18 protein-coding genes are annotated in these 24803 nt (G+C 74.0%); 15 read left to right on the top strand and 3 right to left on the bottom strand.

Annotation, left to right across the window (positions count from 1 at the left end; all coding sequences use genetic code 11):
- Positions 1-2: 2 nt before the first annotated feature.
- Positions 3-1973 carry an ATP-dependent DNA helicase gene (locus AB0O40_RS19020; protein ID WP_365042542.1) on the top strand — a complete coding sequence of 657 codons (1971 nt, stop codon included), beginning with the start codon at positions 3-5 and terminating at the stop codon, positions 1971-1973.
- 106 nt (positions 1974-2079) lie between these two features.
- Here AB0O40_RS19020 and lexA read toward each other — a convergent pair whose 3' ends face one another.
- Complete coding sequence (gene lexA, locus AB0O40_RS19015; protein WP_365042539.1) at positions 2080-2871, bottom strand: transcriptional repressor LexA; 792 nt, start codon at positions 2869-2871, stop codon at positions 2080-2082.
- A gap of 530 nt (positions 2872-3401) precedes the next feature.
- Between lexA and nrdR the strand changes: the two genes are divergently transcribed.
- The 8 genes from nrdR (at position 3402) to AB0O40_RS18975 (ending at position 11764) form a co-directional block, all read left to right on the top strand.
- Positions 3402-3914, top strand: a complete 513-nt coding sequence (gene nrdR, locus AB0O40_RS19010; protein ID WP_365042536.1) for a transcriptional regulator NrdR — start codon at positions 3402-3404, stop codon at positions 3912-3914.
- A gap of 159 nt (positions 3915-4073) precedes the next feature.
- Positions 4074-6941 (top strand): vitamin B12-dependent ribonucleotide reductase, encoded by a 2868-nt coding sequence (locus AB0O40_RS19005; RefSeq protein WP_365042534.1) that lies wholly within the window; start codon positions 4074-4076, stop codon positions 6939-6941.
- Positions 6942-7060: 119 nt separating this feature from the next.
- Entirely contained in the window at positions 7061-7894 is an 834-nt protein-coding gene (locus AB0O40_RS19000; protein ID WP_365042531.1) for an arylamine N-acetyltransferase, read from the top strand.
- Positions 7895-7912: 18 nt separating this feature from the next.
- Positions 7913-8518, top strand: coding sequence for a YdbC family protein (locus tag AB0O40_RS18995; protein WP_365042528.1), 606 nt, complete (start codon positions 7913-7915; stop codon positions 8516-8518).
- A gap of 54 nt (positions 8519-8572) precedes the next feature.
- The gene (locus AB0O40_RS18990) at positions 8573-9232 is read left to right on the top strand and encodes a histidine phosphatase family protein (protein ID WP_365042526.1); all 660 of its coding nucleotides are present in this window, start codon (positions 8573-8575) and stop codon (positions 9230-9232) included.
- An 11-nt stretch (positions 9233-9243) separates the two neighbouring features.
- A complete protein-coding gene (locus AB0O40_RS18985; protein WP_365042524.1) occupies positions 9244-10152 on the top strand; it encodes an ADP-ribosylglycohydrolase family protein in 909 nt (302 codons plus the stop codon).
- Positions 10153-10394: 242 nt separating this feature from the next.
- Entirely contained in the window at positions 10395-11096 is a 702-nt protein-coding gene (locus AB0O40_RS18980) for a ribonuclease HII (RefSeq protein WP_365042521.1), read from the top strand.
- A gap of 59 nt (positions 11097-11155) precedes the next feature.
- Entirely contained in the window at positions 11156-11764 is a 609-nt protein-coding gene (locus tag AB0O40_RS18975) for a hypothetical protein (RefSeq protein WP_365042518.1), read from the top strand.
- A gap of 81 nt (positions 11765-11845) precedes the next feature.
- Here AB0O40_RS18975 and AB0O40_RS18970 read toward each other — a convergent pair whose 3' ends face one another.
- Both AB0O40_RS18970 and AB0O40_RS18965 read right to left on the bottom strand, forming a co-directional pair.
- Complete coding sequence (locus tag AB0O40_RS18970; protein ID WP_365042516.1) at positions 11846-12475, bottom strand: hypothetical protein; 630 nt, start codon at positions 12473-12475, stop codon at positions 11846-11848.
- A gap of 215 nt (positions 12476-12690) precedes the next feature.
- Positions 12691-14850, bottom strand: coding sequence for a RecQ family ATP-dependent DNA helicase (locus AB0O40_RS18965; protein ID WP_365042513.1), 2160 nt, complete (start codon positions 14848-14850; stop codon positions 12691-12693).
- A 113-nt stretch (positions 14851-14963) separates the two neighbouring features.
- Here AB0O40_RS18965 and AB0O40_RS18960 point away from each other — a divergent pair, with 113 nt between their 5' ends.
- The 6 genes from AB0O40_RS18960 to AB0O40_RS18935 all read left to right on the top strand — a co-directional run bounded on the left by AB0O40_RS18960 (position 14964) and on the right by AB0O40_RS18935 (position 24720).
- The gene (locus AB0O40_RS18960) at positions 14964-16793 is read left to right on the top strand and encodes a DUF4192 domain-containing protein (protein ID WP_365042510.1); all 1830 of its coding nucleotides are present in this window, start codon (positions 14964-14966) and stop codon (positions 16791-16793) included.
- Positions 16794-16918: 125 nt separating this feature from the next.
- On the top strand, positions 16919-18952 hold the full coding sequence (locus AB0O40_RS18955) for a glycogen debranching N-terminal domain-containing protein (RefSeq protein WP_365042507.1): 2034 nt from the start codon (positions 16919-16921) through the stop codon (positions 18950-18952).
- 81 nt (positions 18953-19033) lie between these two features.
- Entirely contained in the window at positions 19034-19789 is a 756-nt protein-coding gene (locus AB0O40_RS18950) for an NUDIX domain-containing protein (protein WP_365042504.1), read from the top strand.
- Between the two features lie 173 nt (positions 19790-19962).
- The gene (locus AB0O40_RS18945) at positions 19963-21693 is read left to right on the top strand and encodes an ATP-binding cassette domain-containing protein (protein ID WP_365042503.1); all 1731 of its coding nucleotides are present in this window, start codon (positions 19963-19965) and stop codon (positions 21691-21693) included.
- A 116-nt stretch (positions 21694-21809) separates the two neighbouring features.
- On the top strand, positions 21810-22751 hold the full coding sequence (locus tag AB0O40_RS18940; RefSeq protein ID WP_365042500.1) for a FadR/GntR family transcriptional regulator: 942 nt from the start codon (positions 21810-21812) through the stop codon (positions 22749-22751).
- A gap of 400 nt (positions 22752-23151) precedes the next feature.
- A complete protein-coding gene (locus AB0O40_RS18935; protein WP_365042497.1) occupies positions 23152-24720 on the top strand; it encodes an RNA polymerase sigma factor in 1569 nt (522 codons plus the stop codon).
- Positions 24721-24803 lie beyond the last annotated feature (83 nt).

Below are 24803 nucleotides of genomic sequence, written 5' to 3'. Positions count from 1 at the left end.
CTATGACGAAGCCCTCCCTCCCCGACCTGCTGCACGCCGCCGTCTCCGCCGTCGGCGGTACCGAGCGGCCCGGCCAGGCGGCCATGGCCGAAGCCGTCGCCGAAGCCATCGACGAGCAGTCGCACCGCCTCATCCAGGCCGGCACCGGCACCGGCAAATCCCTCGGCTACCTGGTGCCCGCGCTGGCCCACGGCGAGCGCGTGGTGGTGGCCACGGCCACCCTGGCGCTCCAGCGGCAGCTGGTCGAGCGCGACCTGCCGCGGACGGTCGACGCGCTGCACCCGCTGCTGCGCCGCCGCCCGCAGTTCGCCATGCTCAAGGGCCGCTCCAACTACCTCTGCCTGCACCGGCTGCACGAGGGCGCGCCGCAGGACGAGGAAGAGGGCCTGTTCGACCAGTTCGAGGCGGCGGCCCCGACCAGCAAGCTCGGCAAGGACCTCCTGCGGATGCGGGACTGGGCCGACGAGACGGAGACCGGCGACCGGGACGACCTCACCCCGGGCGTCTCCGACAAGGCCTGGGCCCAGGTCTCGGTCTCCTCCCGGGAGTGCCTGGGCGCCACCAAGTGCGCGTACGGCGCGGAGTGCTTCGCCGAGGCGGCCCGGGAGCGGGCCAAGCTCGCCGACGTGGTGGTCACCAATCACGCCCTGCTGGCCATCGACGCCATCGAGGGCGCGCCGGTGCTGCCGCAGCACGAGGTCCTGATCGTCGACGAGGCCCACGAGCTGGTCTCCCGGGTCACCGGGGTGGCCACCGGCGAGCTCACCCCCGGCCAGGTCAACCGGGCCGTGAAGCGGGCCGCCAAGCTGGTCAACGAGAAGACCGCGGACTCCCTGCAGACGGCCTCCGAGTCCTTCGAGCGGATCATGGAGCTGGCGCTGCCCGGCCGGCTGGAGGAGATCCCCGAGGACCTGGGGTACGCCCTGCTCTCGCTGCGGGACGCGGCGCGCAACGTCATCTCGGCGCTCGGCGCCACCCGCGACAAGTCCGTCCAGGACGAGGACGCGGTCCGCAAGCAGGCGCTGGCCTCCGTGGAGAACATCCACGACGTGGCGGAGCGGATCACCAACGGCTCCGAGTGGGACGTGGTCTGGTACGAGCGGCACGACCGCTTCGGCGCCACGCTCCGGGTGGCCCCGATGTCGGTCTCCGGTCTGCTGCGCGAGAAGCTGTTCGCCGAGCGGTCGGTGGTCCTGACCTCGGCCACCCTCAAGCTGGGCGGCGACTTCAACGGCGTGGGCGCTTCGCTGGGCCTGTCGCCGGAGGGCGTCACCGGCGAGGAGGTGCCGGTCTGGAAGGGCCTGGACGTCGGCTCCCCCTTCGACTACCCGAAGCAGGGCATCCTCTACGTCGCCAAGCACCTGGCCACGCCCGGCCGGGAGGGCACCCGCGGCGACATGATGGACGAACTGGCGGAGCTGATCGGGGCGGCCGGCGGGCGCACGCTGGGGCTGTTCTCCTCGATGCGGGCGGCCCAGGCCGCGGCGGAGGAGCTGCGCACCCGGCTGGACAACCCGATCCTGCTCCAGGGCGAGGAGACCCTGGGCGAGCTGATCAAGTCCTTCGCCGGGGACCCGAGGACCTGCCTCTTCGGGACGCTGTCGCTGTGGCAGGGCGTGGACGTGCCGGGGCCGAGCTGCCAGCTGGTGGTGATGGACCGGATTCCGTTCCCGCGGCCGGACGACCCGCTGATGAGCGCCCGGCAGAAGGCCGTGGAGGAGGGCGGCGGCAACGGCTTCATGGCGGTGGCGGCGACCCATGCGGCGCTGCTGATGGCGCAGGGCGCGGGCCGGCTGGTGCGGGCCACCGGGGACCGCGGGGTGGTGGCGGTGCTGGACCCGCGGCTGGCGACCGCCCGGTACGGCAGCTTCCTGCGGGCCTCGCTGCCGGACTTCTGGTACACCACGGACCGCAATCAGGTGCGCAAGTCGCTCGCGGCCATCGACGCGGCGGCCGTGGCGGACGGCGGCTGAGCCGTCGGCGGCCGGCCCGGAAGCGGGCACGGCAGGACCCCGGGACCGGCGCAGTGGTACCCGGGGTCCGATTCAGGGAGGGCGGGCGAGGGCCCGCCGCGGCGGGTCAGACCCGCCGCAGGACCGCGACGACCTTGCCGAGGATGGTCGCCTCGTCACCGGGGATGGGCTGGTAGGCGGCGTTGTGCGGGAGCAGCCAGACATGGCCGTCCTCGCGCTTGAAGCGCTTGACCGTGGCCTCGCCGTCGAGCATGGCGGCGACGATGTCGCCGTTCTCCGCGACGGGCTGGCGGCGGACCGTGACCCAGTCGCCGTCGCAGATCGCGGCCTCGATCATGGAGTCGCCGACGACCTTGAGGACGAAGAGCTCGCCGTCGCCCACGAGCTGGCGGGGCAGCGGGAAGACGTCCTCGACGGACTCCTCGGCGAGGATCGGGCCGCCGGCCGCGATCCGGCCGACCAGGGGGACGTACGACGCGGCGGGCTTGCCGGTGGTGTCCGTGGGCTGCGAGCTGGGCTGGTCCGAGCCGCGGACCTCGTACGCCCGGGGGCGGTGCGGGTCGCGGCGCAGGAAGCCCTTGCGCTCCAGGGCCATCAGCTGGTGGGCCACCGAGGAGGTGCTGGACAGACCGACGGCCTGGCCGATCTCCCGCATCGACGGTGGGTAGCCCCGGCGCTGCACCGAGTCGCGGATGACTTCGATGACCCGGCGCTGCCGGTCCGTGAGGCCCGAGCTGTCGGCTCGGATGCCGGGAGGGCGCCCGGGCAGCGAGCGCGCGGGGCGCATCGAGTCCGAGTCCGGGGTCATGGCTGCGTCGTTCATGGCGTGCACCGGCTCGAGTCGGCTCTGGGAGCGGGTCTGGGCAGTGATGGTGGCACTGTCTGCGGTGGTGGTCACGTCGGCCCCTCTCGAAATGTGCTTGCTCTCCCTGGCTGGACAACGGTAGTAGCTTTCGAAAGGTTGCGCCAAACACACGTTCGAGTGAAAAATCGCAGATGACCGGACGTGATCACATGAAGAGGTGTATGGACGATCAGTGCACCGAACGCGGGTTCGGTGCCGAAACCGTTCATTACGGTACCCTTCGCGGTCGGATCGCCGCCGTCCGGGGCCCTCGCCCCAGTGTGGCACCGGCCACCCCGGAATCCGGGGACCGGCCCGCCCCCTAGTAGGCTGCTGAGCTGCCGCGGGGCCCTTCCCGCCTGGCCGGATCCTTTCGACGACGCGCGACACGCCAGGTGTCGGAATCCGTCGAAACCCAAGATCTAGTGGTTGGATTGGCGCGGCCACCCAGAAGTTGTGGTCCTCGGTCTGCCGGGGCGCCCGACATCGCATATGCTGGTGGCTGCTTCGAGAGCCCCGGCGGTCTTCCGCCCGGTTGTGCTCCGAGGCGGATCAGTCGTGCCGAGAGGGAGGGATGGGAAGCCGTGCACTGCCCCTTCTGCAGGCATCCCGACAGCCGCGTCGTCGACAGTCGCACCACGGACGACGGGACGTCGATCCGCAGACGCCGGCAGTGCCCGGACTGCTCCCGCCGTTTCACCACGGTGGAGACCGCGTCACTGATGGTGATCAAGCGCAGCGGTGTGACGGAGCCCTTCTCGCGGTCGAAGGTGATCTCCGGCGTGCGCAAGGCCTGCCAGGGACGCCCGGTCACCGAGGACGCCCTCGCCAAGCTCGGCCAGCGGGTCGAGGAGGCGCTGCGCGCCACCGGCAGTGCCGAGCTGACCACCCACGACGTGGGCCTGGCCATACTCGGCCCGCTCCAGGAACTCGACCTGGTCGCCTACCTGCGCTTCGCGTCGGTCTACCGCGCCTTCGACACCCTCGAGGACTTCGAGGCCGCCATCGCCGAACTGCGCGACCGGCGTCCTCCGCAGGACGAGTGCGAGCCCGCCGGGACCGGTACGGTCCCGCTGCCCGCCTCCGCCACCGGCTGACCGGCCGGCTGCCCCGCAGCCGGCCGCCTGGTGAAGAGAACAACACAGACCTGTCCGCGGCGCGGTCCGCCGCGGGCGACCAGCTACATCAGACACAACCGTGCCACGGAATTTCGCGGGCACTTTAGGGCGTTTCGCCCGTATATGGGAGGCAGCGGCATGACAGAGACGGCGAGCGGTCCGGCACGTGGTTCCCGCACGAAGGGCGCCAAGCCGGCCGGCAAGGGCCAGGGCCTGCGCATCGAGCGGATCCACACCACGCCGGGCGTGCACCCGTACGACGAGGTGTCCTGGGAGCGCCGTGACGTCGTCATGACCAACTGGCGCGACGGCTCGATCAACTTCGAGCAGCGCGGCGTCGAGTTCCCCGACTTCTGGTCGGTGAACGCGGTCAACATCGTCACCAGCAAGTACTTCCGCGGCGCCGTCGGCACCCCGCAGCGCGAGACCGGCCTGAAGCAGCTCATCGACCGCATCGTGAAGACGTACACGAAGGCCGGCGAGGAGCACGGCTACTTCGCGTCGCCCGCGGACACCGAGATCTTCGAGCACGAGCTCACCTACGCCCTGCTGCACCAGATCTTCAGCTTCAACTCGCCGGTGTGGTTCAACGTCGGCACGCCCCAGCCGCAGCAGGTCTCCGCCTGCTTCATCCTGGCCGTCGACGACTCCATGGAGTCGATCCTCGACTGGTACAAGGAAGAGGGCATGATCTTCAAGGGCGGCTCCGGCGCCGGCCTGAACCTCTCCCGCATCCGCTCCTCCAAGGAGCTCCTCTCCTCCGGCGGCAACGCCTCCGGCCCGGTCTCCTTCATGCGCGGCGCCGACGCGTCCGCCGGCACCATCAAGTCGGGCGGCGCCACCCGCCGCGCCGCCAAGATGGTCGTCCTGGACGTGGACCACCCGGACGTCGAGGACTTCATCGACACCAAGGTGAAGGAGGAGGAGAAGATCCGCGCCCTGCGCGACGCGGGCTTCGACATGGACCTGGGCGGCGACGACATCACGTCCGTCCAGTACCAGAACGCCAACAACTCGGTCCGCGTGAACGACGAGTTCATGACCGCCGTGGAGAACGGCACCGAGTTCGCCCTGCGCGCCCGCATGACCGGCGAGGTCATCGAGAAGGTCGACGCCAAGGCGCTGTTCCGCAAGCTGGCCGCGGCCGCGTGGGCCTGTGCCGACCCGGGCATCCAGTACGACGGCGTCATCAACCAGTGGCACACCTGCCCCGAGTCCGGCCGCATCACCGCGTCGAACCCGTGCAGCGAGTACATGCACCTGGACAACACGTCCTGCAACCTCGCCTCGCTGAACCTCATGAAGTTCCTCAAGGACGACGGCAAGGGCAACCAGTCCTTCGAGGTCGAGCGCTTCGCCCAGGTCGTCGAGCTGGTCATCACCGCGATGGACATCTCGATCTGCTTCGCGGACTTCCCGACCCAGAAGATCGGCGAGAACACCCGCGCCTTCCGCCAGCTGGGCATCGGCTACGCCAACCTCGGCGCCCTGCTGATGGCCACCGGCCACGCGTACGACTCGGACGGCGGCCGCACCCTCGCCGCCTCCATCACCTCGCTGATGACCGGCACCGCCTACAAGCGCTCCGCCGAGCTGGCCGGCGTCGTCGGCCCGTACGACGGCTACGCCCGCAACGCCGAGCCGCACCAGCGCGTCATGAAGCAGCACGCCGACGCCAACGCCGTCGCCCCGCGCACCGACGACCTGGACACCCCGGTCTGGGCCGCGGCCACCGAGGCCTGGCAGGACGTCCTGCGGATCGGCGCCAAGAACGGCTTCCGCAACGCCCAGGCGTCCGTCCTCGCGCCGACCGGCACCATCGGTCTCGCGATGTCCTGCGACACCACCGGTGTCGAGCCGGACCTGGCCCTGGTCAAGTTCAAGAAGCTCGTCGGCGGCGGCTCGATGCAGATCGTCAACGGCACCGTCCCGCAGGCCCTGCGCCGCCTGGGTTACCAGGAGGAGCAGATCGAGGCGATCGTCGCCCACATCGGCGAGCACGGCAACGTGGTCGACGCCCCCGGCCTGAAGACCGAGCACTACGAGGTCTTCGACTGCGCGATGGGCGAGCGCTCCATCTCCCCGATGGGCCACGTCCGCATGATGGCCGCGATCCAGCCCTGGATCTCGGGCGCCATCTCCAAGACGGTCAACATGCCGGAGACGGCGACCGTCGAGGAGGTCGAGGAGATCTACTTCGAGGCCTGGAAGCTCGGCGTCAAGGCCCTCGCGATCTACCGCGACAACTGCAAGGTCGGCCAGCCCCTCTCGGCCAAGAAGAAGGACGACGAGAAGGCCGAGATCACCGCCAAGGCCGAGGAGACGGTCCGCGCGGCGGTCGAGAAGATCGTCGAGTACCGTCCGGTCCGCAAGCGCCTGCCCAAGGGCCGCCCGGGCATCACCACCTCCTTCACGGTCGGTGGCGCCGAGGGCTACATGACGGCCAACTCCTACCCGGACGACGGCCTCGGCGAGGTCTTCCTCAAGATGTCCAAGCAGGGCTCGACCCTCGCGGGCATGATGGACGCCTTCTCCATCGCCGTCTCGGTCGGCCTCCAGTACGGCGTGCCGCTGGAGACCTACGTCTCGAAGTTCACCAACATGCGCTTCGAGCCGGCCGGTATGACGGACGACCCGGACGTGCGGATGGCGCAGTCGATCGTCGACTACATCTTCCGCCGCGTGGCGCTCGACTTCCTGCCCTTCGAGACCCGCTCGGCCCTCGGCATCCACTCCGCCGAGGAGCGTCAGCGCCACCTCGACACCGGCTCGTACGAGCCGCTCGAGGAGGAGATCGACACCGAGGCGCTGGCCCAGTCCGCCCCGCTGGCGGCCGTCCCGGCCCCCAAGCCGGTGACCGAGGCGCACACCAACGCGGAGCTGGTCGAGATGCAGCTCGGCGTCAGCGCCGACGCCCCGCTGTGCTTCTCCTGCGGCACGAAGATGCAGCGCGCCGGCTCCTGCTACATCTGCGAGGGCTGCGGCTCCACCAGCGGCTGCAGCTGATGCCGCGGGCCTAGCCCGCACCCGCACCCGAAGGGGACCGGCCACCGGCCGGTCCCCTTCGGCGTACCCGGCGGGGCGTGGGTGATGATGGGCACTCGCGCGGACCGACGGGGGTTGTCATGTGGAGCGGGGCGGAGCTGGATCTCGGGGCCTACCTCGAGCGGATCGGGTACGCCGGGCAACCGAGGCCGGACGCCCGGACGTTGCGGGAGGTGCACCGGGCCCACGTGCGGGCCATCCCCTTCGAGAACCTGGACGTCGCGCTCGGGCAGCAGATCGAGCTGGACATCAAGAGCGTCGAGGACAAGCTGGTCCGGTCCCGCCGGGGCGGCTACTGCTACGAGCACAGCACCCTGCTGGCCGCCGCGCTGGAGCGGATCGGCTTCGCGGTGGGGGCGCGCGGGGCGCGCAACCGCACCCGGGGCGACGCCCTCACCCCCGTCACGCACGCCGTCCTGGTCGTGGCCGCGGACGGCCGGGAGTGGCTGGCCGACGCGGGCTTCGGCCACCAGACGCCGCTGGAGCCGATCGACCTGGCCGCCGAGGGGGAGGTCCGGCAGGGCCCCTGGACCTACGCGGTCGGCCGGGAGGCCGACGGCCTGCGCGTCCTGCGGATGCGCCGCGAGGACGGCTGGCGGGACCTGTACGCCTTCGCGCCCCAGCCCGTGTACCCGGTCGACTTCCTCGTGATGAACCACTGGAGCGGCAGCCACCCGCGCTCGCACTTCGTGGGCCAGGTCGTCGCCCAGCGGGCCGACGCGGAGGTCCGGTCCGCCTTGGTGCGGGACCAACTGACGCGGCTGCGGCCGGACGGCGGGACCGAGCGGCGCACCGTCGCGGGCGACGAGGTGATCGGGCTGCTCGCAGAGGAGTTCGGGATCGAGCTGCCCGGGGCGGGCGCCGCGAAACTCGTGGCGACGTACTGTGCCGGAGACCGAACGGCGGACCGTTGATCCCCGTACCATGGCGCGGTGCTGGTCAAGTGGATTCGCTGCACGGTGGTGGACCGCCGGGGGTTCGAGCGCGGGCAGCGGAAGTGGGCGGGACTGCCGGGTGAACCGGGCTTCCGGGGGCAGGGCGGGGGGTGGAGCCGCAGCCGTCCGGGGGTCGCGCACGTCTTCGCGTTCTGGGAGAGCCGGTCGTTCTACGACTCCTTCATGGCCCGCTCCCACGACCGGCTCGCGGCCGCCCAGCACGGCACGTACAAGCACTCCAAGGTCACGCTCTTCGACCACCGCTTCGACGTGAAGACCGGCTTCGAGCCGCGCTTCACCGACGCCGACGTGCTGCGGGTCGCCCACTGCAAGGTGCGCGAGGGCCGCCTCGAACACTTCTCCCTGATGCAGGAGAAGGTGTGGAACCCGGCCATGGCGGGCTCCCCGGGCATGCTGCGCGGAGTCTTCGGCGAGGCGCCGGGGCGGGAGTTCCTGATCCTCTCCATGTGGCGGTCGGCCGCCGAGCACGGGAAGTACCGCGAGGAGCGCGTGGAGCGCCTTTCGCTGCGCGCCCAGCTCGAGGCCGACCTCCAGGGGCTGACCGGGGACGTCGTCGACCTGGAACCGGCCTGGACGGTCTGAGACGCGCGCCCGTGGCGCCGCTCAAACGGCCGCCCGCCGTTCTAGGGTCGTGGAATGGTACGACCGCACCGCATCGTCCTGCTCCGGCACGGTGAGTCGGAGGGCAACGCCGACGACACCGTCTACGAGCGCGAGCCCGACCACGCCCTGCGCCTGACGCCCACCGGGCTGACCCAGGCGGAGGCCGCCGGGGAGCAGTTGCGCGCCCTCTTCGGGGAGGAGGGCGTCAGCGCGTACGTCTCGCCGTACCGCCGGACCCTGGAGACCTTCCGGGCGCTGCGCCTGGACCCGCGCCGGGTCCGGGCCCGGGAGGAGCCGCGGCTGCGCGAGCAGGACTGGGGCAACTGGCAGGACCGCGAGGACGTCAAGCGGCAGAAGGCCTACCGGGACGCCTACGGGCACTTCTTCTACCGGTTCGCCCAGGGGGAGTCCGGGGCGGACGTCTACGACCGGGTGGGCGCCTTCCTGGAGAGCCTGTACCGCAGCTTCGAGGCCCCCGACCACCCGCCGAACGTCCTGCTGGTGACCCACGGGCTGACGATGCGGCTGTTCTGCATGCGCTGGTTCCACTGGTCGGTCGCCGAGTTCGAGTGCCTGTCCAACCCGGAGAACGGCTCGTTCCGGACGCTCGTCCTGGGCTCGGACGGGCGCTATCGGCTGGATCGGCCCTTCGAGCGGTGGACCACACCGGAGTCTTTCGACCTGGGCGGCTAGAGTTGGACGGGATGACCCCTGACTCCTCTCCCGACCGGCGCTTCGCACGCGCCCTGGCCAGCCTGCGCGGGCTGGCGGTGGGTGACGCACTGGGCTCCCAGTTCTTCGTCCCCGCGAACTACCCCCTGCTCAAGCGGCGCGAGCTGCCCGAAGGCCCCTGGCAGTGGACCGACGACACCGAGATGGCCTGCTCGGTCCTCGCGGTGCTGGCCGGCCACGGACGGATCGACCAGGACGCCCTGGCCGGTTCGTTCGCCGCCCACCACGACTTCGACCGGGGGTACGGGCCGGCCGTCAACCGCATGCTGCGGCTGATCCGCGAGGGCGGGGACTGGCGGGAGCTGGCGGCCCAGCTCTTCAACGGCCAGGGCTCCTGGGGCAACGGCGCCGCGATGCGGATCGCGCCGCTGGGCGCCTGGTACGCCGACGACCCCGAGCAGGCCACCCACCAGGCGGAGATCTCCGCGTACACCACCCACCAGCACCGCGAGGCCGTGGTCGGCGCGATGGCGGTGGCCGCGGCGGCCGCGCTGGCCGCCGATCCGGCCGGTCCGCCGACCCCGGCGGCGCTGCTGGACGGGGTGATCGCGCTGGTGCCGCGCAGTGCGGTGGGCGCCGGGCTGCGGCGGGCCCGGGACATGCTCGACTACGGCGACGCGACGACCGTGGCGGCCGTGCTGGGCTGCGGGCGGCGGACCAGCGCGCACGACACCGTGCCCTTCGCACTGTGGTCGGCGGCCCGCTCGCTGGGCGACTTCGAGCGGGCGTTCTGGACCACCGCGGGCGTGGGTGGGGACGTGGACACCACCTGCGCGATCGTGGGCGGGGTGCTCGGCGGGCGGGGTGCGCAGGCCGTGCCGGCGCTGTGGCGGGAACGGACCGAGGAATTGCCGGACTGGCTGCCCGGAACGGCGGTCTGAGCCACCTCGAACGGGTCCTCGGGTTTGCCGTTCGCAGGTGTGATGATCCCTGGGGTCTGGCGGCCTGGTCTCCTTAGTCTTTCGGGCGCCTGATCCGAGCTTCGGTGTGTGCTGACGTGAAGGCGACTGGGCGGAATCGGCGGAATGAACGATTCTGCTCGATTCCGTGCGGACCACTCCGTGAGAGGGGGGCCGCCCGGGGTGTCGCGGGGGGTGCCGGGCGGCGTAACCTTGCTGGCGCCATGCCGTACGAAGCACCCACCCACACCGTCGAGCGCTCCCTCCGCGCCACCACCGGCGCCAAGATCATCGCCGGGGTCGACGAGGTCGGACGAGGGGCCTGGGCCGGTCCGGTCACCGTCTGCGCGGCGGTCACGGGACTGCGCCGGGCACCCGAAGGCCTGACCGACTCCAAACTCCTCACCCCCAAGCGCCGCGACGCGCTCGCGCTGGTGCTGGAGGACTGGGTGACCGCCTACGCCCTCGGCGAGGCGTCCCCCGAGGAGATCGACGAGCTGGGCATGACGGCCGCGCTCCGGCTGGCCGCGGTCCGCGCCCTCGACGGGCTGCCGGTCCGGCCCGACGCGGTGATCCTCGACGGCAAGCACGACTACCTCGGCGCGCCCTGGCGGGTCCGGACGGTGATCAAGGGCGACCAGTCCTGCATCGCCGTGGCCGCCGCCTCGGTCATCGCCAAGGTCCGGCGCGACCGCATGATGGCCGAACTGGGCCCCGGTACCGAGGACTTCGCCTTCGGCGCCAACGCCGGCTATCCCTCGCCGGTGCACCGGGCGGCGCTGGAGGAGCGCGGACCGACCCCCTACCACCGGCTTTCCTGGTCCTACCTCGACGCGCTGCCCCGCTGGCGGCACTTGAAGAAGGTCCGGAAGTCCGAAGAAGCCATCCAACTGGAAAACGGAGGCCAACTCGGCTTCGATTTCTGATCGCACGCACGTACCACCATCCGGTATGACTCGTACCGGTGTTTGATAGACATCTACTCATGCCTCCTGAGGAGCCTCAGATTCACGAGAGTGCCCAGGGTCCCGCGATGACCCCGGCCCCGAGCCGTACCGCGCAGACCCCCCGCCCCGTACCTGGTCCGCGTCCCGCCGCCGTCCCGCGGCCCGGCCGCCCCGGCCCGCGGCCCGCGCCGCCGGCCCAGCGCACCCCGCAGCCGGCCCCGGCCGGCCCCGCCACCACCCCCTCCGTCTCCTCGCAGGTGCCGCAGGTCCAGCTGATCCCGGCCTCGGCCGAGGGCGCCCTGGACGCCGCCGACGAGGCCGTGGACCTGCTGCTCGACACCGGCCGCGCGCCGGGCGACGTGCTGGTCCTGACCACGGGCGAGGTACACCCGTGGGCCGCCCACGAGCTGTCCTTCGGCGAGACGTCCTACTGGGCGCAGCACGACGCCGGGGACGACGTCTTCTACGCGGACGCGGCCCAGGCCGGGCGCGCCGCCGGCCGTCCGGTCGTGGTCTTCGCGGCCAACGGCGGATCGCCGGAGACCGCTGCCGCCGCGCTGCCGCTGGCGCTCGGCCGGGCCGGCGCCCTGCTGATCGTGTGCGGGGACCCGAAGCAGTTCGACGCCGTGCTGGGCGCGGGCGTCTGACGCCCTGTGGTCCCGCCGCGCGAGCGGCGGGACCGCCCGGTTCCGGGGCCGGCGGGCCCGCTCCGGGCGGCGCCGCGCGGCTCAGCGCGCGGCGGTACGGCGCAGCGGCTCGATCGCGCCGCCGCCGGTGCGCAGCGTGCGCAGGCCGGCGTCCGGGACCGCCTCCTCCAGGCGCAGCGGGCGGGAACCCGCACTGGGGTGCCGGCCGCCCCGGCCCTCGCCCAGGACCTGCCAGCCGCCGCGGGTGAGGGTGATGTACGCGCCGCAGCGCAGGCCGTGCAGGGTGCAGGCGTCGCGCAGCCCCCACATCCAGGCCCCGTCCTCGTCCGTCCAGCGTTCGTCGCCCTCGCGGCAGAAGAGCAGGACGGCGGTGCGCACCGGGGTCCTTCGGCGCAGGTCGTGCGGGATGACCCGGCGCAGCGCCGACAGCAGCGCGTTGCGGTAGTCCCAGCCGTCCGCGGAGGCGGTCCGCTGCACGAACGACGCGCTCGCGACCAGGCGTTCCTCCGGACCGAGGACGGCGATCACGGCGGTGGCCGGCGCCGGGCTGTGCCGGGCGTACAGGCCGCCGACCACCTCGCGGGGATTGCCCAGCAGCGGGATCCCCGCCGCGGCCCACTCGGCGGGCTCCAGAACGCGGCCGTGACGACTGGCGCCGCCCGCGGAGACGGGTATCGGCGTGGCGGCGGACGGAGCGAATCCGAAGGTCATGGTCCTCCCTTCGGCTGGCGCCCGCGGACGGGCACGGGTAGGTGCTGGCACACCGCGGCACAGCCCAAAGAGAGGGCCGACGGGCCATTGCGGGAGCGCTCCAATTCTTGCGTGGCCCGTCTGTGCGCGGCAACGAGCAATTGGCGTCACCGACCGGATTTGGCTGGTATGCCGTTCATATCCTTGCCCCGTCCCGCCCCTACTGACGCATTGCCTTACTGCTGGACCGCCAGGACCAGCGGATATACCCCTTCCGCACCGGCCCGGCGGAGCAGCCGGGCGGCCACTGCCAGCGTCCAGCCGCTTTCCGAGCGGTCGTCGACCAGGAGGACCGGACCGCCGGCCGCGGCGACCGCCTGCGCCAGCTCCGGCGGTACGACGAGCGACTGCTGGAGGGCCCGGACCCGCTGGGCGCTGTTGGAGGAGGGCAGCCCGAACTCGGGCGCCTCGCCGGTGTATTCGACCGTGCCCAGCAGGGGCATCCGGCCGATCTCCGAGATCCGCGCGGCGAGCGAACCGATCAGCTGGGGCCGGGTCCTCGATGCCATCGCCACCACGCCGGCCGGGCGCGCCGGCGCCTGCGGCCCGCCGGCGGCCCAACCGCCGGGCCCGCGCGCCCAGTCGGCCAGCACGCTCACCACCGCCTGCGCGACGTCGTCCGGAACCGGCTGGTCGGGTGCCTGCGGGGCCAGCATCGGACGCAGCCGGTTGCCCCAGCCGATGTCCGAGAGCCGGCCCAGCGCCCGCCCGGTGGCGGCCAGTTCGCCCGCCGGGATGCGGCCCTTGAGCTCCACGCCCACCGCGGGCAGCCCGGTCGGCCACATCTTGCGCGGCTCCAGCTCGACGCCGGGGCGGCTGAGCTCCCCGCGCGCCGTGTCCAGGGCCGCCTCGGAGACGTCCGCGGTGTAGCGGGCGCCGGCGCAGTTGTCGCAGCGGCCGCAGGGCGCGGCCTCCTCGTCATCCAGCTGGAGGCGCAGGAACTCCATCCGGCAGCCCGTGCCCGCCGCGTAGTCGCGCATCGCCTGCTGCTCCGCGGCCCGCTGGCGGGCCACCCAGGCGTACCGCTCCGCGTCGTACGTCCAGGGCTGGCCGGTGGCGGTCCAGCCGCCCTTGACGCGGTGCACCGCGCCGTCCACGTCGAGGACCTTGAGCATGGTCTCCAGGCGGGTGCGCCGCAGGTCGACCAGCGGCTCCAGGGCGGGCAGCGACAGCGGCCGGCCCGCCTGGGCCAGCACGTCCAGCGTGCGGCGGACCAGCTCCTCCGGCGGGAAGGCCACCGAGGCGAAGTACTGCCAGATCGCCTCGTCGTCCTTGCCCGGCATCAGCAGCACCTCGGCGTGCTCCACCCCGCGGCCGGCGCGGCCCACCTGCTGGTAGTAGGCGATGGGGGAGGAGGGCGAGCCCAGGTGGACCACGAAGCCCAGGTCGGGCTTGTCGAAGCCCATGCCGAGGGCGGAGGTGGCCACCAGCGCCTTGACCCGGTTGGCCAGCAGGTCCTCCTCGGCCTGGACGCGGTCGGCGTTCTCCGTGCGGCCGGTGTACGAGGCCACCGGGTGGCCGCGGTGCCGGAGGTAGGCCGTCACCTCCTCGGCCGCCGCCACCGTCAGGGTGTAGACGATGCCGGAGCCCGGCAGCTCGTCCAGATGGTCGGCCAGCCAGGCCAGCCGGTGGGCGTTGTCCGGCAGCCGCAGCACGCCCAGGCTCAGGCTCTCCCGGTCCAGCGGCCCGCGCAGCACCAGCGCGTCCGTCCCCGCGCCGGTGCCCAGCTGCTCGGCCACGTCGGCGGTGACGCGGGCGTTGGCCGTGGCGGTGGTGGCCAGCACCGGGACGCCCGGCGGGAGGTCGGCGAGCATGGTGCGCAGCCGGCGGTAGTCGGGGCGGAAGTCGTGGCCCCAGTCGGAGATGCAGTGCGCCTCGTCGACCACCAGCAGGCCGGTGGCGGCGGCGAGCTTGGGCAGCACCTGGTCCCGGAACTCCGGGTTGTTCAACCGCTCCGGGCTGACCAGCAGGACGTCCACCTCGCCGGCCGCGACCTCGGCCTGGATCGTCTCCCACTCCTCCGGGTTCGAGGAGTTGATCGTGCGCGCGTGGATGCCCGCGCGCGCGGCCGCCTCGACCTGGTTGCGCATCAGCGCGAGCAGCGGGGAGACGATCACCGTGGGCCCGCTGCCGCTCGCGCGCAGGAGGGAGGTGGCCACGAAGTAGACCGCGGACTTGCCCCATCCCGTGCGCTGCACGACCAGGGCCCGGCGGCGCTCGGCGACCAGCGCCTCGATCGCCCGCCACTGGTCCTCGCGCAGCCGGGCGGTGCCGGTGGGATCACCGACGAGGCGGGCGAGGACGGAGTCGGCGGCGGACCTCAGGTCAGGGTTCATGCCCCCCATGCAACCCGATGGCACCGACAGAGGGCGAATGGCCCGGCGCGGCCTGTGGACAAAGTTATCCACAGGGGTCGCGGAGATCGTCGGGTTCGCGAGAACGTCGGGGCATGACGAACTCGTCCGGCAGCCCCGGTCCCCGTTCCCACCAGCAGATCACCCTGCGCAGCCCGGCCGAACTGGCCGACGCGCTGCCCTACATGCTCGGCTACCACCCCGACGACTCGATCGTGATGGTCGCGGTGCACGGCAGCGGGGGCCGCTTCGGCGGCCGGCTGCGCGTCGGCATCCCACCCGCACCCGAGGAATGGGAGGAATTGGCCGGGCAGCTCGCCGAAACCCTCGTGCGGTGCTCCGAGCGGCGCTCGGGCCGGCCGGACGGCATCGTCGTCTACCTCTGCCAGGACCCGCCGGCGGGCGGGCCGCCGGGCCCGGTGATGCGCCGGCTCCGGCCGCTCGCCCAGCAGTTGCGGGTGGCCTGCGGGGCGCTGGACGTGCCGGTCCTGGAGGCGCTGTGCCTCTCCGGCGGCCGGTACCACAGCTACTGCTGCCCCGACGCCCGCTGCTGCCCGCCCGAGGGCACGCCCCTGGCCATGCCGGGGAGCTCGGTGATGGCCGCGGCGGCCACCTATGCCGGGCTCCGGGTGCGGGGCTCGCTCAAGGCGCTGGAGGCCCCGCTGACGCCGGTCACCGGTCCGGCGGCCGACGCGCAGGTCCTGGCCCTGGACCGGGCCGCGGCGGCGCTGGTGCCGCGGATCCTGGAGGGCACCTCGCGGGCCCAGGTGGCCGGCGAGACCCTGGCCCTGGCGCGCGGGGTGATGCGGCGGCTGGCCCGGGCCACGCCCGAGGACGGCGGCCCCAGCTCCGACGCGTGGGACGACGCCCTGCTCAGCGACACCGAGGCGGCGACCCTGATCCTCGGACTGCAGGACCGCGAGACCCGGGACGTGGCGGCCGAGTGGATGGAGGGGGCCGAGGCGGGCCCCGCCCTGAGACTGTGGCGGGCGCTCTCGCGCCGGTGCGCGGGGGAGTACGCGGAGCACGCCGCGGCCCCGCTCACGCTGGCGGGCTGGGTCACCTGGTCGCTGGGCGACGAGCCGTACGCCCGGATCGCCTTCGGCCTGGCGCTGCGGGCCGACCCCGGCTACCGCTTCGCGCTCCTGCTCCACCAGGCGTGCAACGAATCCCTCGACCCGGAGAACCTGCGGCGCTGCCTGCGGGAGGAGCGCCGCCGCCGGGAGCTGGCCGAGGCCCGGCGTCCTCTGAAGCGGCCGCCGGGGCTCGCGGCGGAGCCGGAGCCGGAGCGGCCGCCGGCCGCCGAAGCGGTACCCGTGACGGCGGGCGTGCTCGAACACCCCGCGGAGGGCTCCGCCGAGTCCGCGGCGGCGGAGGAGGCGGCGGCCGAGGCCTGGGCGGAGGCGCTGGCCGCCGTGGTGGGCGTGAACGACCCGGACGAGGGCGAGCCGTGGCCGGACTGGGGCGGGCCGGGGGCCGGCGGGTCCACCGGACGGGCGGCCTCGGCGTCTGCGGGTGGCGCAGAGGGCCCGGGCGGCGCGGTGCCGGGGGCGGGCCCGGCGGCCGGGGCGTCGCCCGGCGGCGTTCCGGGGCCCTGCGGCCCGGCGGCGGGACGCGGGGCGCGTCCGCGGGATCCGGGACGGCGCCCGCCGGGGAGTGCCGGGGGGCCGCGGGCGCCCCGCGTCGGCGTCCCGCCGCGACGGGGCGGCCCCAGGGGCACCACCACCTCCGGCCGGGGCGGGCTCCGGAGCGGTACCACGGCGCGGCCGGGCGGGCCGGGGGCGGGTGGGCCAGCCGGGGCGGGCGGACCCGGGAGGGATGCGGCGGGTGGCCGGAGCGGGGCCCGGGGCGGCGGGCCGGCCGGGCCCGGCGGGGCCCGGGGCGGGCGGCGGACCGGCAAGCGGGCCCCGGGGAGCGCGGAATGACCGGGCAGCAGGGCTGCCGGTGGCCCGTGACCCGGCCGCCCGCCGAGGCGTTCAGTTGTGTGGTGGAGGATGCCCTGCCGCCCCGCCGCCCAGCACGTCCTTCCGCAGCGCACCCGAGGCGACGCATGGCACACCCCGTTCCCCCCGCCCGCAGACCCCCGTCCTCACTGCCGCCGCCCGGTCCGCCGGGCCGGGGTCCGGGCGGCCCCGTCCGGCGGCCCGCCGACCTCCCGCCGGTGCACGCCGCGGTGATCTGCGTCGCCGCTCCCTGCCTGGCCATCTCGCCCGAGCACGGCCAGCTCACCGGCCGGGGCCTGGACGGCATCTACCGCGCCGGCCGCCGGCTGCTCTCCCGCTGCCTGCTGCGGGTGGCCGGCCGGGACCCGGTGGCGGTGCAGGGCCGCAGCCTCGGCGCGGACCGCGCCGGATTCACCGCCACCGTCCGCACCGGCGCCGAGCCCGGGCCCGATCCGGACGTCGGCGTCGACCGGGTGCGGCACGCCGACGGCACCGAGCGCATCACCCTGCGCAGCTTCTCCTCGCGCCGGCTGCGGCTGCCCGTGGAGATCTCCCTCGGCACCGACCTGGCCGACCTGGGAGCGGTCGCCGCCGGCCGGGCCGGACCGGACCTGCCCGCCGGGGTGCACGCCGGCGGCCTGCGCTGGAGCACCCCCGCCGCCCAGACGGTCACCACCGCCGAGCCGCCGCCCGACGACGCGCTCGCCTCCATGGGACTGCTCCGCTGGGAGCTGGACCTCGCGCCGGGCGAGACCCGCACGATCGAGTTGCGCACCGCCCAGGAGCGGATCCCGCGGCCCGCCGTCGGGCAGCCGGCCGGTCCGCTGGCCGCGGCCCGGGCGGAGGGCGACGACCCCCGGATCGAGGCCTTCTTCCGCACCAGCCTGGACGACCTGCGCGCCCTGCTGCTGCGGGACCCCGCCGAGCCGGCCGACGCGTTCGCGGCGGCCGGGGTGCCCTGGCGGTGCGGGCTCGCCCCGGCCGAGGCGCTGTGGGCGGCCCGGCTGGCCCTCCCGCTGGGCACCGGCCTGGCGGCGGCCACCCTGCGCACCCTCGCCCGTACCCAGGAATCCGGCAAGGGGTCGGGCGGCGGCCGGATCCCGGGCCCGCTGCGGGCCGCCGGGCACCGGCTGCCGGCCGGCTGCACGGGCACGGAAGCCACCCTTGCCTTCCCGGTCGTGCTCGCCGAGGCCCGGCGGTGGGGGCTGCCGGAGCAGGAGCTGGCCGGGCTGCTGCCGGCCGCCGAGCGGGCCCTGGGATGGCTGCGCCGGACGGCCGGGGAGGACGGCCTGCTCGCCGACCCGGTGCCCGGGCCCCGGCGCGTCGAGACCCAGGCCCACGCGCACCGCGCGGCGGTCCTCGGGGCCGACCTGCTGGCCGCCTGCAACCGCCCCGGGGCCGAGGAGTGGCGGGACTGGGCGGCCCGGCTCCGGGAGCGGTTCCGGGAGGCCTTCTGGATCGAGGGACCGGCCGGCGGCGCCCCCGCGGCGGCCGTCCACCCCGACGGACGTCCGCTGGCCCACCTCACCGGCGCGAGCGCCCACCTGCTCGACACCGGTCTGCTCGGCGGCGGCCGGCCGGCGCCCGGGCTGCTCGACAAGGTCCGCACCGAACAACTCGCCCGGCTGCTGGGCGCCCCCGCCATGGACTCCGGCTGGGGCCTGCGCAGCCTGGGCGCCAAGGAGGCGGGCCACAACCCCTTCGGGCACCACTCGGGAGCCGTCCGGGTGCACGAGAGCGCGCTCGCGGTCAGCGGGCTCCTCGCGGCCGGCTTCGAGAAGGAGGCCACCGGGCTGCTGCGGGGGCTGCTGGACGCGGCGGAGTTCTTCGGCCACCGCCTCCCCGAGATGTACGCCGCCCCGCAGCGCACGGCCGGCAGCGCGCCGCTGCCGCACCCGGCCGCCTGCCGGCCGGCCGCGGTGGCCGCGGCGGCCGGGATCCACCTCCTGACGGCGGTGGTCGGCATCCGTCCCGACGCGCCCGCCGGGACGGTCGCCCTGGACCCGGTCGGCACCGCCCCGCTGGGCGAGCTGCGGCTCGCCGGGCTGCGGGTGGCGGGGGAGCCCTTCGCCGTCCGCGCCAGCCGGCTGGGCCTGGGCATGGTGGAGGAGGCCGCCGATGCGCTGCAACTGGGTGGCTGAGCGGGCCGGGGCCGTGCTGCGGGGGGTGGCGGAGATCGCGAAAGGACTGTTTATCGTCAGGAAGACGACTATGATCGCCGCATGTCGCCCTACGACCCGTCGGCCTATCCGCCCTTCGCCGTCACCGTCGACCTGGTCGTGCTCACCGTGCGGCGCCACGCGCTCTGCGCGCTGGTCGTCCGCCGGGGTGAGCCGCCGTTCCAGGGACGCTGGGCGCTGCCCGGCGGCTTCGTCCGGGGCGACGAGGACCTGTCGGGCGCCGCGGCCCGGGAGCTGGCCGAGGAGACCGGCCTGTGCGCCCACGACCCGGCCGACCCGGGCAACGGCAAGGGCGCACACCTGGAACAGCTCGCCACCTACGGCGATCCCGGCCGCGACCCGCGGATGCGGGTGGTCAGCGTGGCCCATCTGGTCCTCGCCCCCGACCTGCCGGCCCCGCGGGCGGGCGGCGACGCCAACGGCGCCCGCTGGGCCCCGGTCGACGAACTCTTCGGGACCGAGGGCCCCTTCGGCCGGGAGGAGGGGCAGCTCGCCTTCGACCACGCCCGGATCCTCGCCGACGGCGTGGAGCGGGCCCGCTCCAAGATCGAGTACTCCTCGCTCGCCACCGCCTTCTGCCCGCCCGAGTTCACCGTCGGCGAGCTCCGCCGGGTGTACGAGGCGGTGTGGGGGGTGGCGCTGGATCCGCGCAACTTCCACCGCAAGGTGACCGGGACGCCCGGCTTCCTGGTGCCGGCCGGGGGCACCACCACTCGTCAGGGCGGCCGGCCCGCCCAGCTGTTCCGGGCGGGCGGCGCGACCCTGCTGAACCCGCCGATGCTGCGGCCGGAGGTCTGACCGCGGGGCCCGGCGCTGGGCCCGGGTGAGAGCGGTCCCGGGAACCGGCCTCCGCCCGCCGGGTGTTCCGATTCCGACACGAGCCTTACAACGCTAAAAATCGGACATATCGCGTTATCTTTCTGTGGTCACCACCCTGCCGCAGAGCGGTCTCACCTCCCGCGAGAGAAGCGATGCTCCAGGCCATCGGAATCACCAGTGCCCCCCGCAAGGACCTCCCGCCCGCCGTGGACGACCTCACCTTCGAGGCCCGGCCCGGCCATGTGACCGCCCTGCTCGGCGAGCCCGGCGCGGGCAAGACCACGGCCCTCCGGCTCATGCTGGAGCTCGAACCGGGCCGCGGCGTCACGTACTTCCGCGGCCGACCGCTGCACCGGATCCCGCATCCGGCCCGCGAGGTGGGCACCCTCCTCGGCGACCTGCCCGGCCATCCGTCGCGCACCGTCCGCGGCCAGCTGCGGATGCTGTGCGCCGCGGTCGGGGTACCGGCGAGCCGGGCGGACGCCATGCTCGAGGTGGTCGGCATCGCCGGCCTGCGCGACGAACGCCTCGGCTCGCTCTCGCTGGGCATGGACCGCCGGCTCGGGCTCGCCGCCGCCCTGCTCGCCGACCCCTGCGCCCTGCTGCTCGACGAGCCCGCCGCCGGACTCTCCCCGCGCGACCAGGCCTGGCTGCACGGCCTGCTGCGCGGACACGCCGCCCTGGGCGGGGCGGTGCTGTTCACCACCGCCGACGCCAAGGAGGCCGCCCGCTACGCCGACCGCGTGGTGACCCTCGACGGCGGCCGGCTGGTGGCCGACCAGGAGGCCGCGGAGTTCGCCCGGACCCGGCTGCGCCCCCGGGTGGCCGTGCGCACCCCGCACGCGGCCCGGCTGGCCGCGCTGCTGGGCCGGGAGGCCCGGGTCGCCCAGCGCTCGGTCGAGGTGGTCGAGGAGAGCGGCAGCCGGCTGTCGGTCTACGGCAGCAGCTGCGCGGAGGTCGGCGAGACCGCCTTCCGGCACGGCGTCCTGGTCCACCAGCTCGCCGACGAGACCGGCGACGGCGGCGCCCCCGCCGTGCCCCGGCCCGCCCCGGCCGGCGACGGCCCGGGCGCCGTGGTCCCGGCCCGGGGGCCCTCCGCCGTCCGCAAGGTCGGCGGCCCGCTGCGCCCCCTGCGCTACGAGCTGCGCCGCACCTTCGGCACCGGCACCACTCCGGTGGTGGCCGCCGCGGCGGTGGTGCTCTCCGCCCTGCTCACCCTGCTGCTGGCCCGCGGCGGCCCGGTGCCGCAGCCCCGGCTGCTGGCGGCCTGGCCCGGCTACCTGCCGCTGCCGCCGGCCGCGCTGGGGGCCGGCCTGCTCGGTGCGCTGGCCTTCGGGGAGGAGTACCGCTATCCCGCGCTCGCCGCCGACCGCGGCACCGTCCCGCGGCGGGCCGGCCTGCTGCTCGCCAAGCTGGCCGTCGCGGGGGTGCTGGCCCTGGTCATCGGAGGCCTGGCGGTGGTCGCCGACGCCGGCGCCCTGCGGCTGGTCTACGACACCGACCTGATCGACGCGCCGGCCGACTGGCTGTCGCCGGCGGCCAGTTGGGCCGGCCTGCTGATCGGCTGCGCCTGGGCGGGGGTCCTCGCCTCCGGCGTCTTCCGGGCGGCCACCGCCGGGGTGGCGGCCGTCCTCGCGGTCCCGGTGCTGGTCGTCCCGCTCGTGCGCAAGGTCCTGGCGGGGCACTCCGCCCATCCCACCGCGGGCATCTCGGCCCGGCTCCGCAGCCTGGCCTGGGCCCAGTGGCCCCCGGAGGCCGACCGCATCGTGCTGGGGGCCCTCCGGGTGATGGCCCAACCCGTCGGCACGGCACTGGTGTTGTCCCTGATGATCCTGATGTGTGCGTACGGGTTCACCGGGCTTCGCAACCGTGTGCGTTGGTGATCGTTAGTTGAGCCAACGCGACCGGTTCGCGGAGGACCGAACGTAACTCCCCACAAATGGCACGGTTCTTTACGATAAGGCGTCAATTGCGTAGGGGGCGCCGATCACCCTTTCGTGTGCTTTTCACCAAAGACCTCAAGGGTCGCCGGGGCCACGCCGACAAAGGATTCGTGAGTACCCTTGCGCACACCATGATGACCGCCGCCCGCCATGCCGACTCCGGCCTCGCCGGCCCGGGCGAACTCGATCGCTACCCCTACGCGGAGGCCCCCGGAGCCGACCGCGTCGGCGCGCCCCACTGGGACGGCGCCGACGTCGAGTTGAGCCGGGTGGGCCGCCGGGCCACCGGCAGCCGCGGCCGCGGGCTGCACGGCCAACTCGTCCAGCAGCTGGGTCAGATGATCGTCTCCGGCGACCTCGGCGCGGACCGCCCGCTGGTCCCCGAGGAGATCGGCCAGCGGTTCGAGGTCTCCCGCACCGTCGTCCGCGAGTCGCTGCGCGTCCTGGAGGCCAAGGGCCTCGTCAGCGCCCGCCCCAACGTCGGCACCCGGGTCCGCCCGGTCAGCGACTGGAACCTGCTCGACCCCGACATCATCGAGTGGCGGGCCTTCGGACCCCAGCGCGAGGACCAGCGCCGCGAGCTCAACGAGCTGCGCTGGACCATCGAACCGCTGGCCGCCCGGCTGGCCGCCGGCCACGGCCGCCAGGAGATCCAGCAGCGCCTGTCCGACATGGTCGAGATCATGGGCCACGCGCTGGGCCAGGGCGACGCGATCACCTACTCCCGCGCCGACAACGAGTTCCACGCCCTGCTCATCCAGGTCGCCGGCAACCGCATGCTCGAGCACCTGTCGGGCATCGTCTCCTCGGCGCTCCAGGTCTCCGGCGGCCCCGCCACCGCCTGCGACCGCCCCAGCGAGACCGGGGTCGCCCACCACGCCCGGCTCGTCGACGCCCTCGCCTCGGGCGACTCGCAGGGCGCCGAGAACGCCATGCGCCAGCTGCTGACGGTGCATCCGGAGGTGGAGCGCGTCGTCCCGGCCCCGCGCGAGCACTGACCCGCGGGCGTCCCGGGCCGGGCCGGCCCGCGACGGTGCAGGTGCGGCGCCCGCCGACCGCACCGGCGGGACGCCCCGGACCGCGTGTCGCCGGACCTCGAGGGGGTCCGGCGGCACCAGCGTGAGACGGCGTGCCGGGCGCGCCCGTCCCGCGATCCGAAGGGGCTCCGTCGCATTCGGGGTGTGACTCGGGCCACGAAGATTGGGCGTAACGCTCTGCGAGGTCACGCGATGACCTAAGAGGTGAAGGCCGACGGAGGGAATACAGAAGCCCGTCAGGGCGCTGTGCAGCTCCCCGGTCCGTGCCCGCGCCGCCGGCCTTCCAGTCGGTGGTCGTCGGCTCCGGTCCAGCACCAGGACGGGGGCCGGAAGCCGTTCCCATCGTTCCGAGAGGTTGTTCGTGTCGGCCAGCACATCCCGTACGCTCCCCCCGGAGATTGCCGAGTCCGAGTCTGTGATGGCGCTCATCGAGCGGGGAAAGGCTGAGGGGCAGATCGCCGGCGATGACGTGCGTCGGGCCTTCGAGGCTGACCAGATTCCGCCAACCCAGTGGAAGAATGTTCTGCGCAGCCTCAACCAGATCCTCGAGGAAGAGGGTGTGACGCTGATGGTCAGTGCCGCGGAGTCGCCCAAGCGCACCCCCCGTAAGAGCGTCGCAGCCAAGGCCCCCGCCAAGCGCACGGCCACCAAGACCGTGGCGGCCAAGCCCGCGGCCGCCCAGGCCGTGGCCCCGGCCGAGGCGCCCGCGCCGGCGGCGGACCCGGACGCCGCGCCCACCGAGGAGACCGAGGCCGCCGCGCCCGCCAAGAAGGCCGCCCCGGCCAAGAAGGCCGCCGCGAAGAAGGCCGCTCCGGCCAAGAAGACCGCCGCGAAGAAGACGACCGCGAAGAAGACCGCCGCGAAGAAGGACTCCGACGAGGGCGGCGAGGACGAGCCGGCCGAGGAGGGCCCCGGCAAGAGCGGCGAGGGCGAGGAGGAGGAGACCGGCGAGGCCAAGGGCTTCGTGCTCTCCGACGACGACGAGGACGACGCCCCCGCCCAGCAGGTCGCCGTCGCCGGCGCCACCGCCGACCCGGTCAAGGACTACCTCAAGCAGATCGGCAAGGTCCCCCTCCTCAACGCGGAGCAGGAGGTCGAGCTCGCCAAGCGCATCGAGGCCGGTCTCTTCGCCGAGGACAAGCTCGCCAACGCCGACAAGCTGGCCCCCAAGCTCAAGCGCGAGCTGGAGATCATCGCCGAGGACGGCCGGCGCGCCAAGAACCACCTGCTGGAGGCCAACCTCCGCCTCGTGGTCTCGCTGGCCAAGCGCTACACCGGCCGCGGCATGCTCTTCCTGGACCTGATCCAGGAGGGCAACCTGGGTCTGATCCGCGCGGTGGAGAAGTTCGACTACACCAAGGGCTACAAGTTCTCCACCTACGCGACCTGGTGGATCCGGCAGGCGATCACCCGCGCCATGGCCGACCAGGCCCGCACCATCCGCATCCCGGTCCACATGGTCGAGGTCATCAACAAGCTCGCCCGCGTGCAGCGCCAGATGCTCCAGGACCTGGGCCGCGAGCCCACCCCGGAGGAGCTGGCCAAGGAACTCGACATGACCCCCGAGAAGGTCATCGAGGTCCAGAAGTACGGCCGCGAGCCGATCTCCCTGCACACCCCGCTCGGCGAGGACGGCGACAGCGAGTTCGGTGACCTGATCGAGGACTCCGAGGCGGTCGTGCCGGCCGACGCGGTCTCCTTCACGCTCCTCCAGGAGCAGCTGCACTCGGTGCTCGACACCCTCAGCGAGCGCGAGGCCGGTGTCGTCTCGATGCGCTTCGGCCTCACGGACGGCCAGCCCAAGACCCTCGACGAGATCGGCAAGGTCTACGGGGTCACCCGTGAGCGGATCCGCCAGATCGAGTCCAAGACCATGTCGAAGCTGCGCCACCCGTCCCGCTCCCAGGTGCTGCGCGACTACCTCGACTAGTCGGCGGCCGGCCGGCGCAGGCGATCGTGGAAGGCCCGGTTCCCCGTACGGGGGCCGGGCCTTCGCCGTGCGCACCCGCACGG

The organism is Streptomyces sp. NPDC089919, assembly GCF_040684615.1.
Taxonomy (GTDB): Bacteria; Actinomycetota; Actinomycetes; order Streptomycetales; family Streptomycetaceae; genus Streptomyces.
The sequence above is the reverse complement of the archived record's forward strand: the minus strand, read 5'-3'. Positions and strand labels throughout refer to the sequence as shown.

Excerpts from the sequence above, each read along its gene's own strand:
- AB0O40_RS19020 (WP_365042542.1), top strand. The coding sequence starts at position 3 with ATGACGAAGCCCTCCCTCCCCGACCTGCTGCACGCCGCCGTCTCCGCC.
- AB0O40_RS19005 (WP_365042534.1), top strand. The coding sequence starts at position 4,074 with ATGACAGAGACGGCGAGCGGTCCGGCACGTGGTTCCCGCACGAAGGGC.
- AB0O40_RS19000 (WP_365042531.1), top strand. The coding sequence starts at position 7,061 with ATGTGGAGCGGGGCGGAGCTGGATCTCGGGGCCTACCTCGAGCGGATC.
- AB0O40_RS18990 (WP_365042526.1), top strand. The coding sequence starts at position 8,573 with ATGGTACGACCGCACCGCATCGTCCTGCTCCGGCACGGTGAGTCGGAG.
- AB0O40_RS18985 (WP_365042524.1), top strand. The coding sequence starts at position 9,244 with ATGACCCCTGACTCCTCTCCCGACCGGCGCTTCGCACGCGCCCTGGCC.
- AB0O40_RS18980 (WP_365042521.1), top strand. The coding sequence starts at position 10,395 with ATGCCGTACGAAGCACCCACCCACACCGTCGAGCGCTCCCTCCGCGCC.
- AB0O40_RS18975 (WP_365042518.1), top strand. The coding sequence starts at position 11,156 with ATGCCTCCTGAGGAGCCTCAGATTCACGAGAGTGCCCAGGGTCCCGCG.
- AB0O40_RS18970 (WP_365042516.1), bottom strand. The coding sequence starts at position 12,475 with ATGACCTTCGGATTCGCTCCGTCCGCCGCCACGCCGATACCCGTCTCC.
- AB0O40_RS18965 (WP_365042513.1), bottom strand. The coding sequence starts at position 14,850 with ATGAACCCTGACCTGAGGTCCGCCGCCGACTCCGTCCTCGCCCGCCTC.
- AB0O40_RS18960 (WP_365042510.1), top strand. The coding sequence starts at position 14,964 with ATGACGAACTCGTCCGGCAGCCCCGGTCCCCGTTCCCACCAGCAGATC.
- AB0O40_RS18955 (WP_365042507.1), top strand. The coding sequence starts at position 16,919 with ATGGCACACCCCGTTCCCCCCGCCCGCAGACCCCCGTCCTCACTGCCG.
- AB0O40_RS18950 (WP_365042504.1), top strand. The coding sequence starts at position 19,034 with ATGTCGCCCTACGACCCGTCGGCCTATCCGCCCTTCGCCGTCACCGTC.
- AB0O40_RS18945 (WP_365042503.1), top strand. The coding sequence starts at position 19,963 with ATGCTCCAGGCCATCGGAATCACCAGTGCCCCCCGCAAGGACCTCCCG.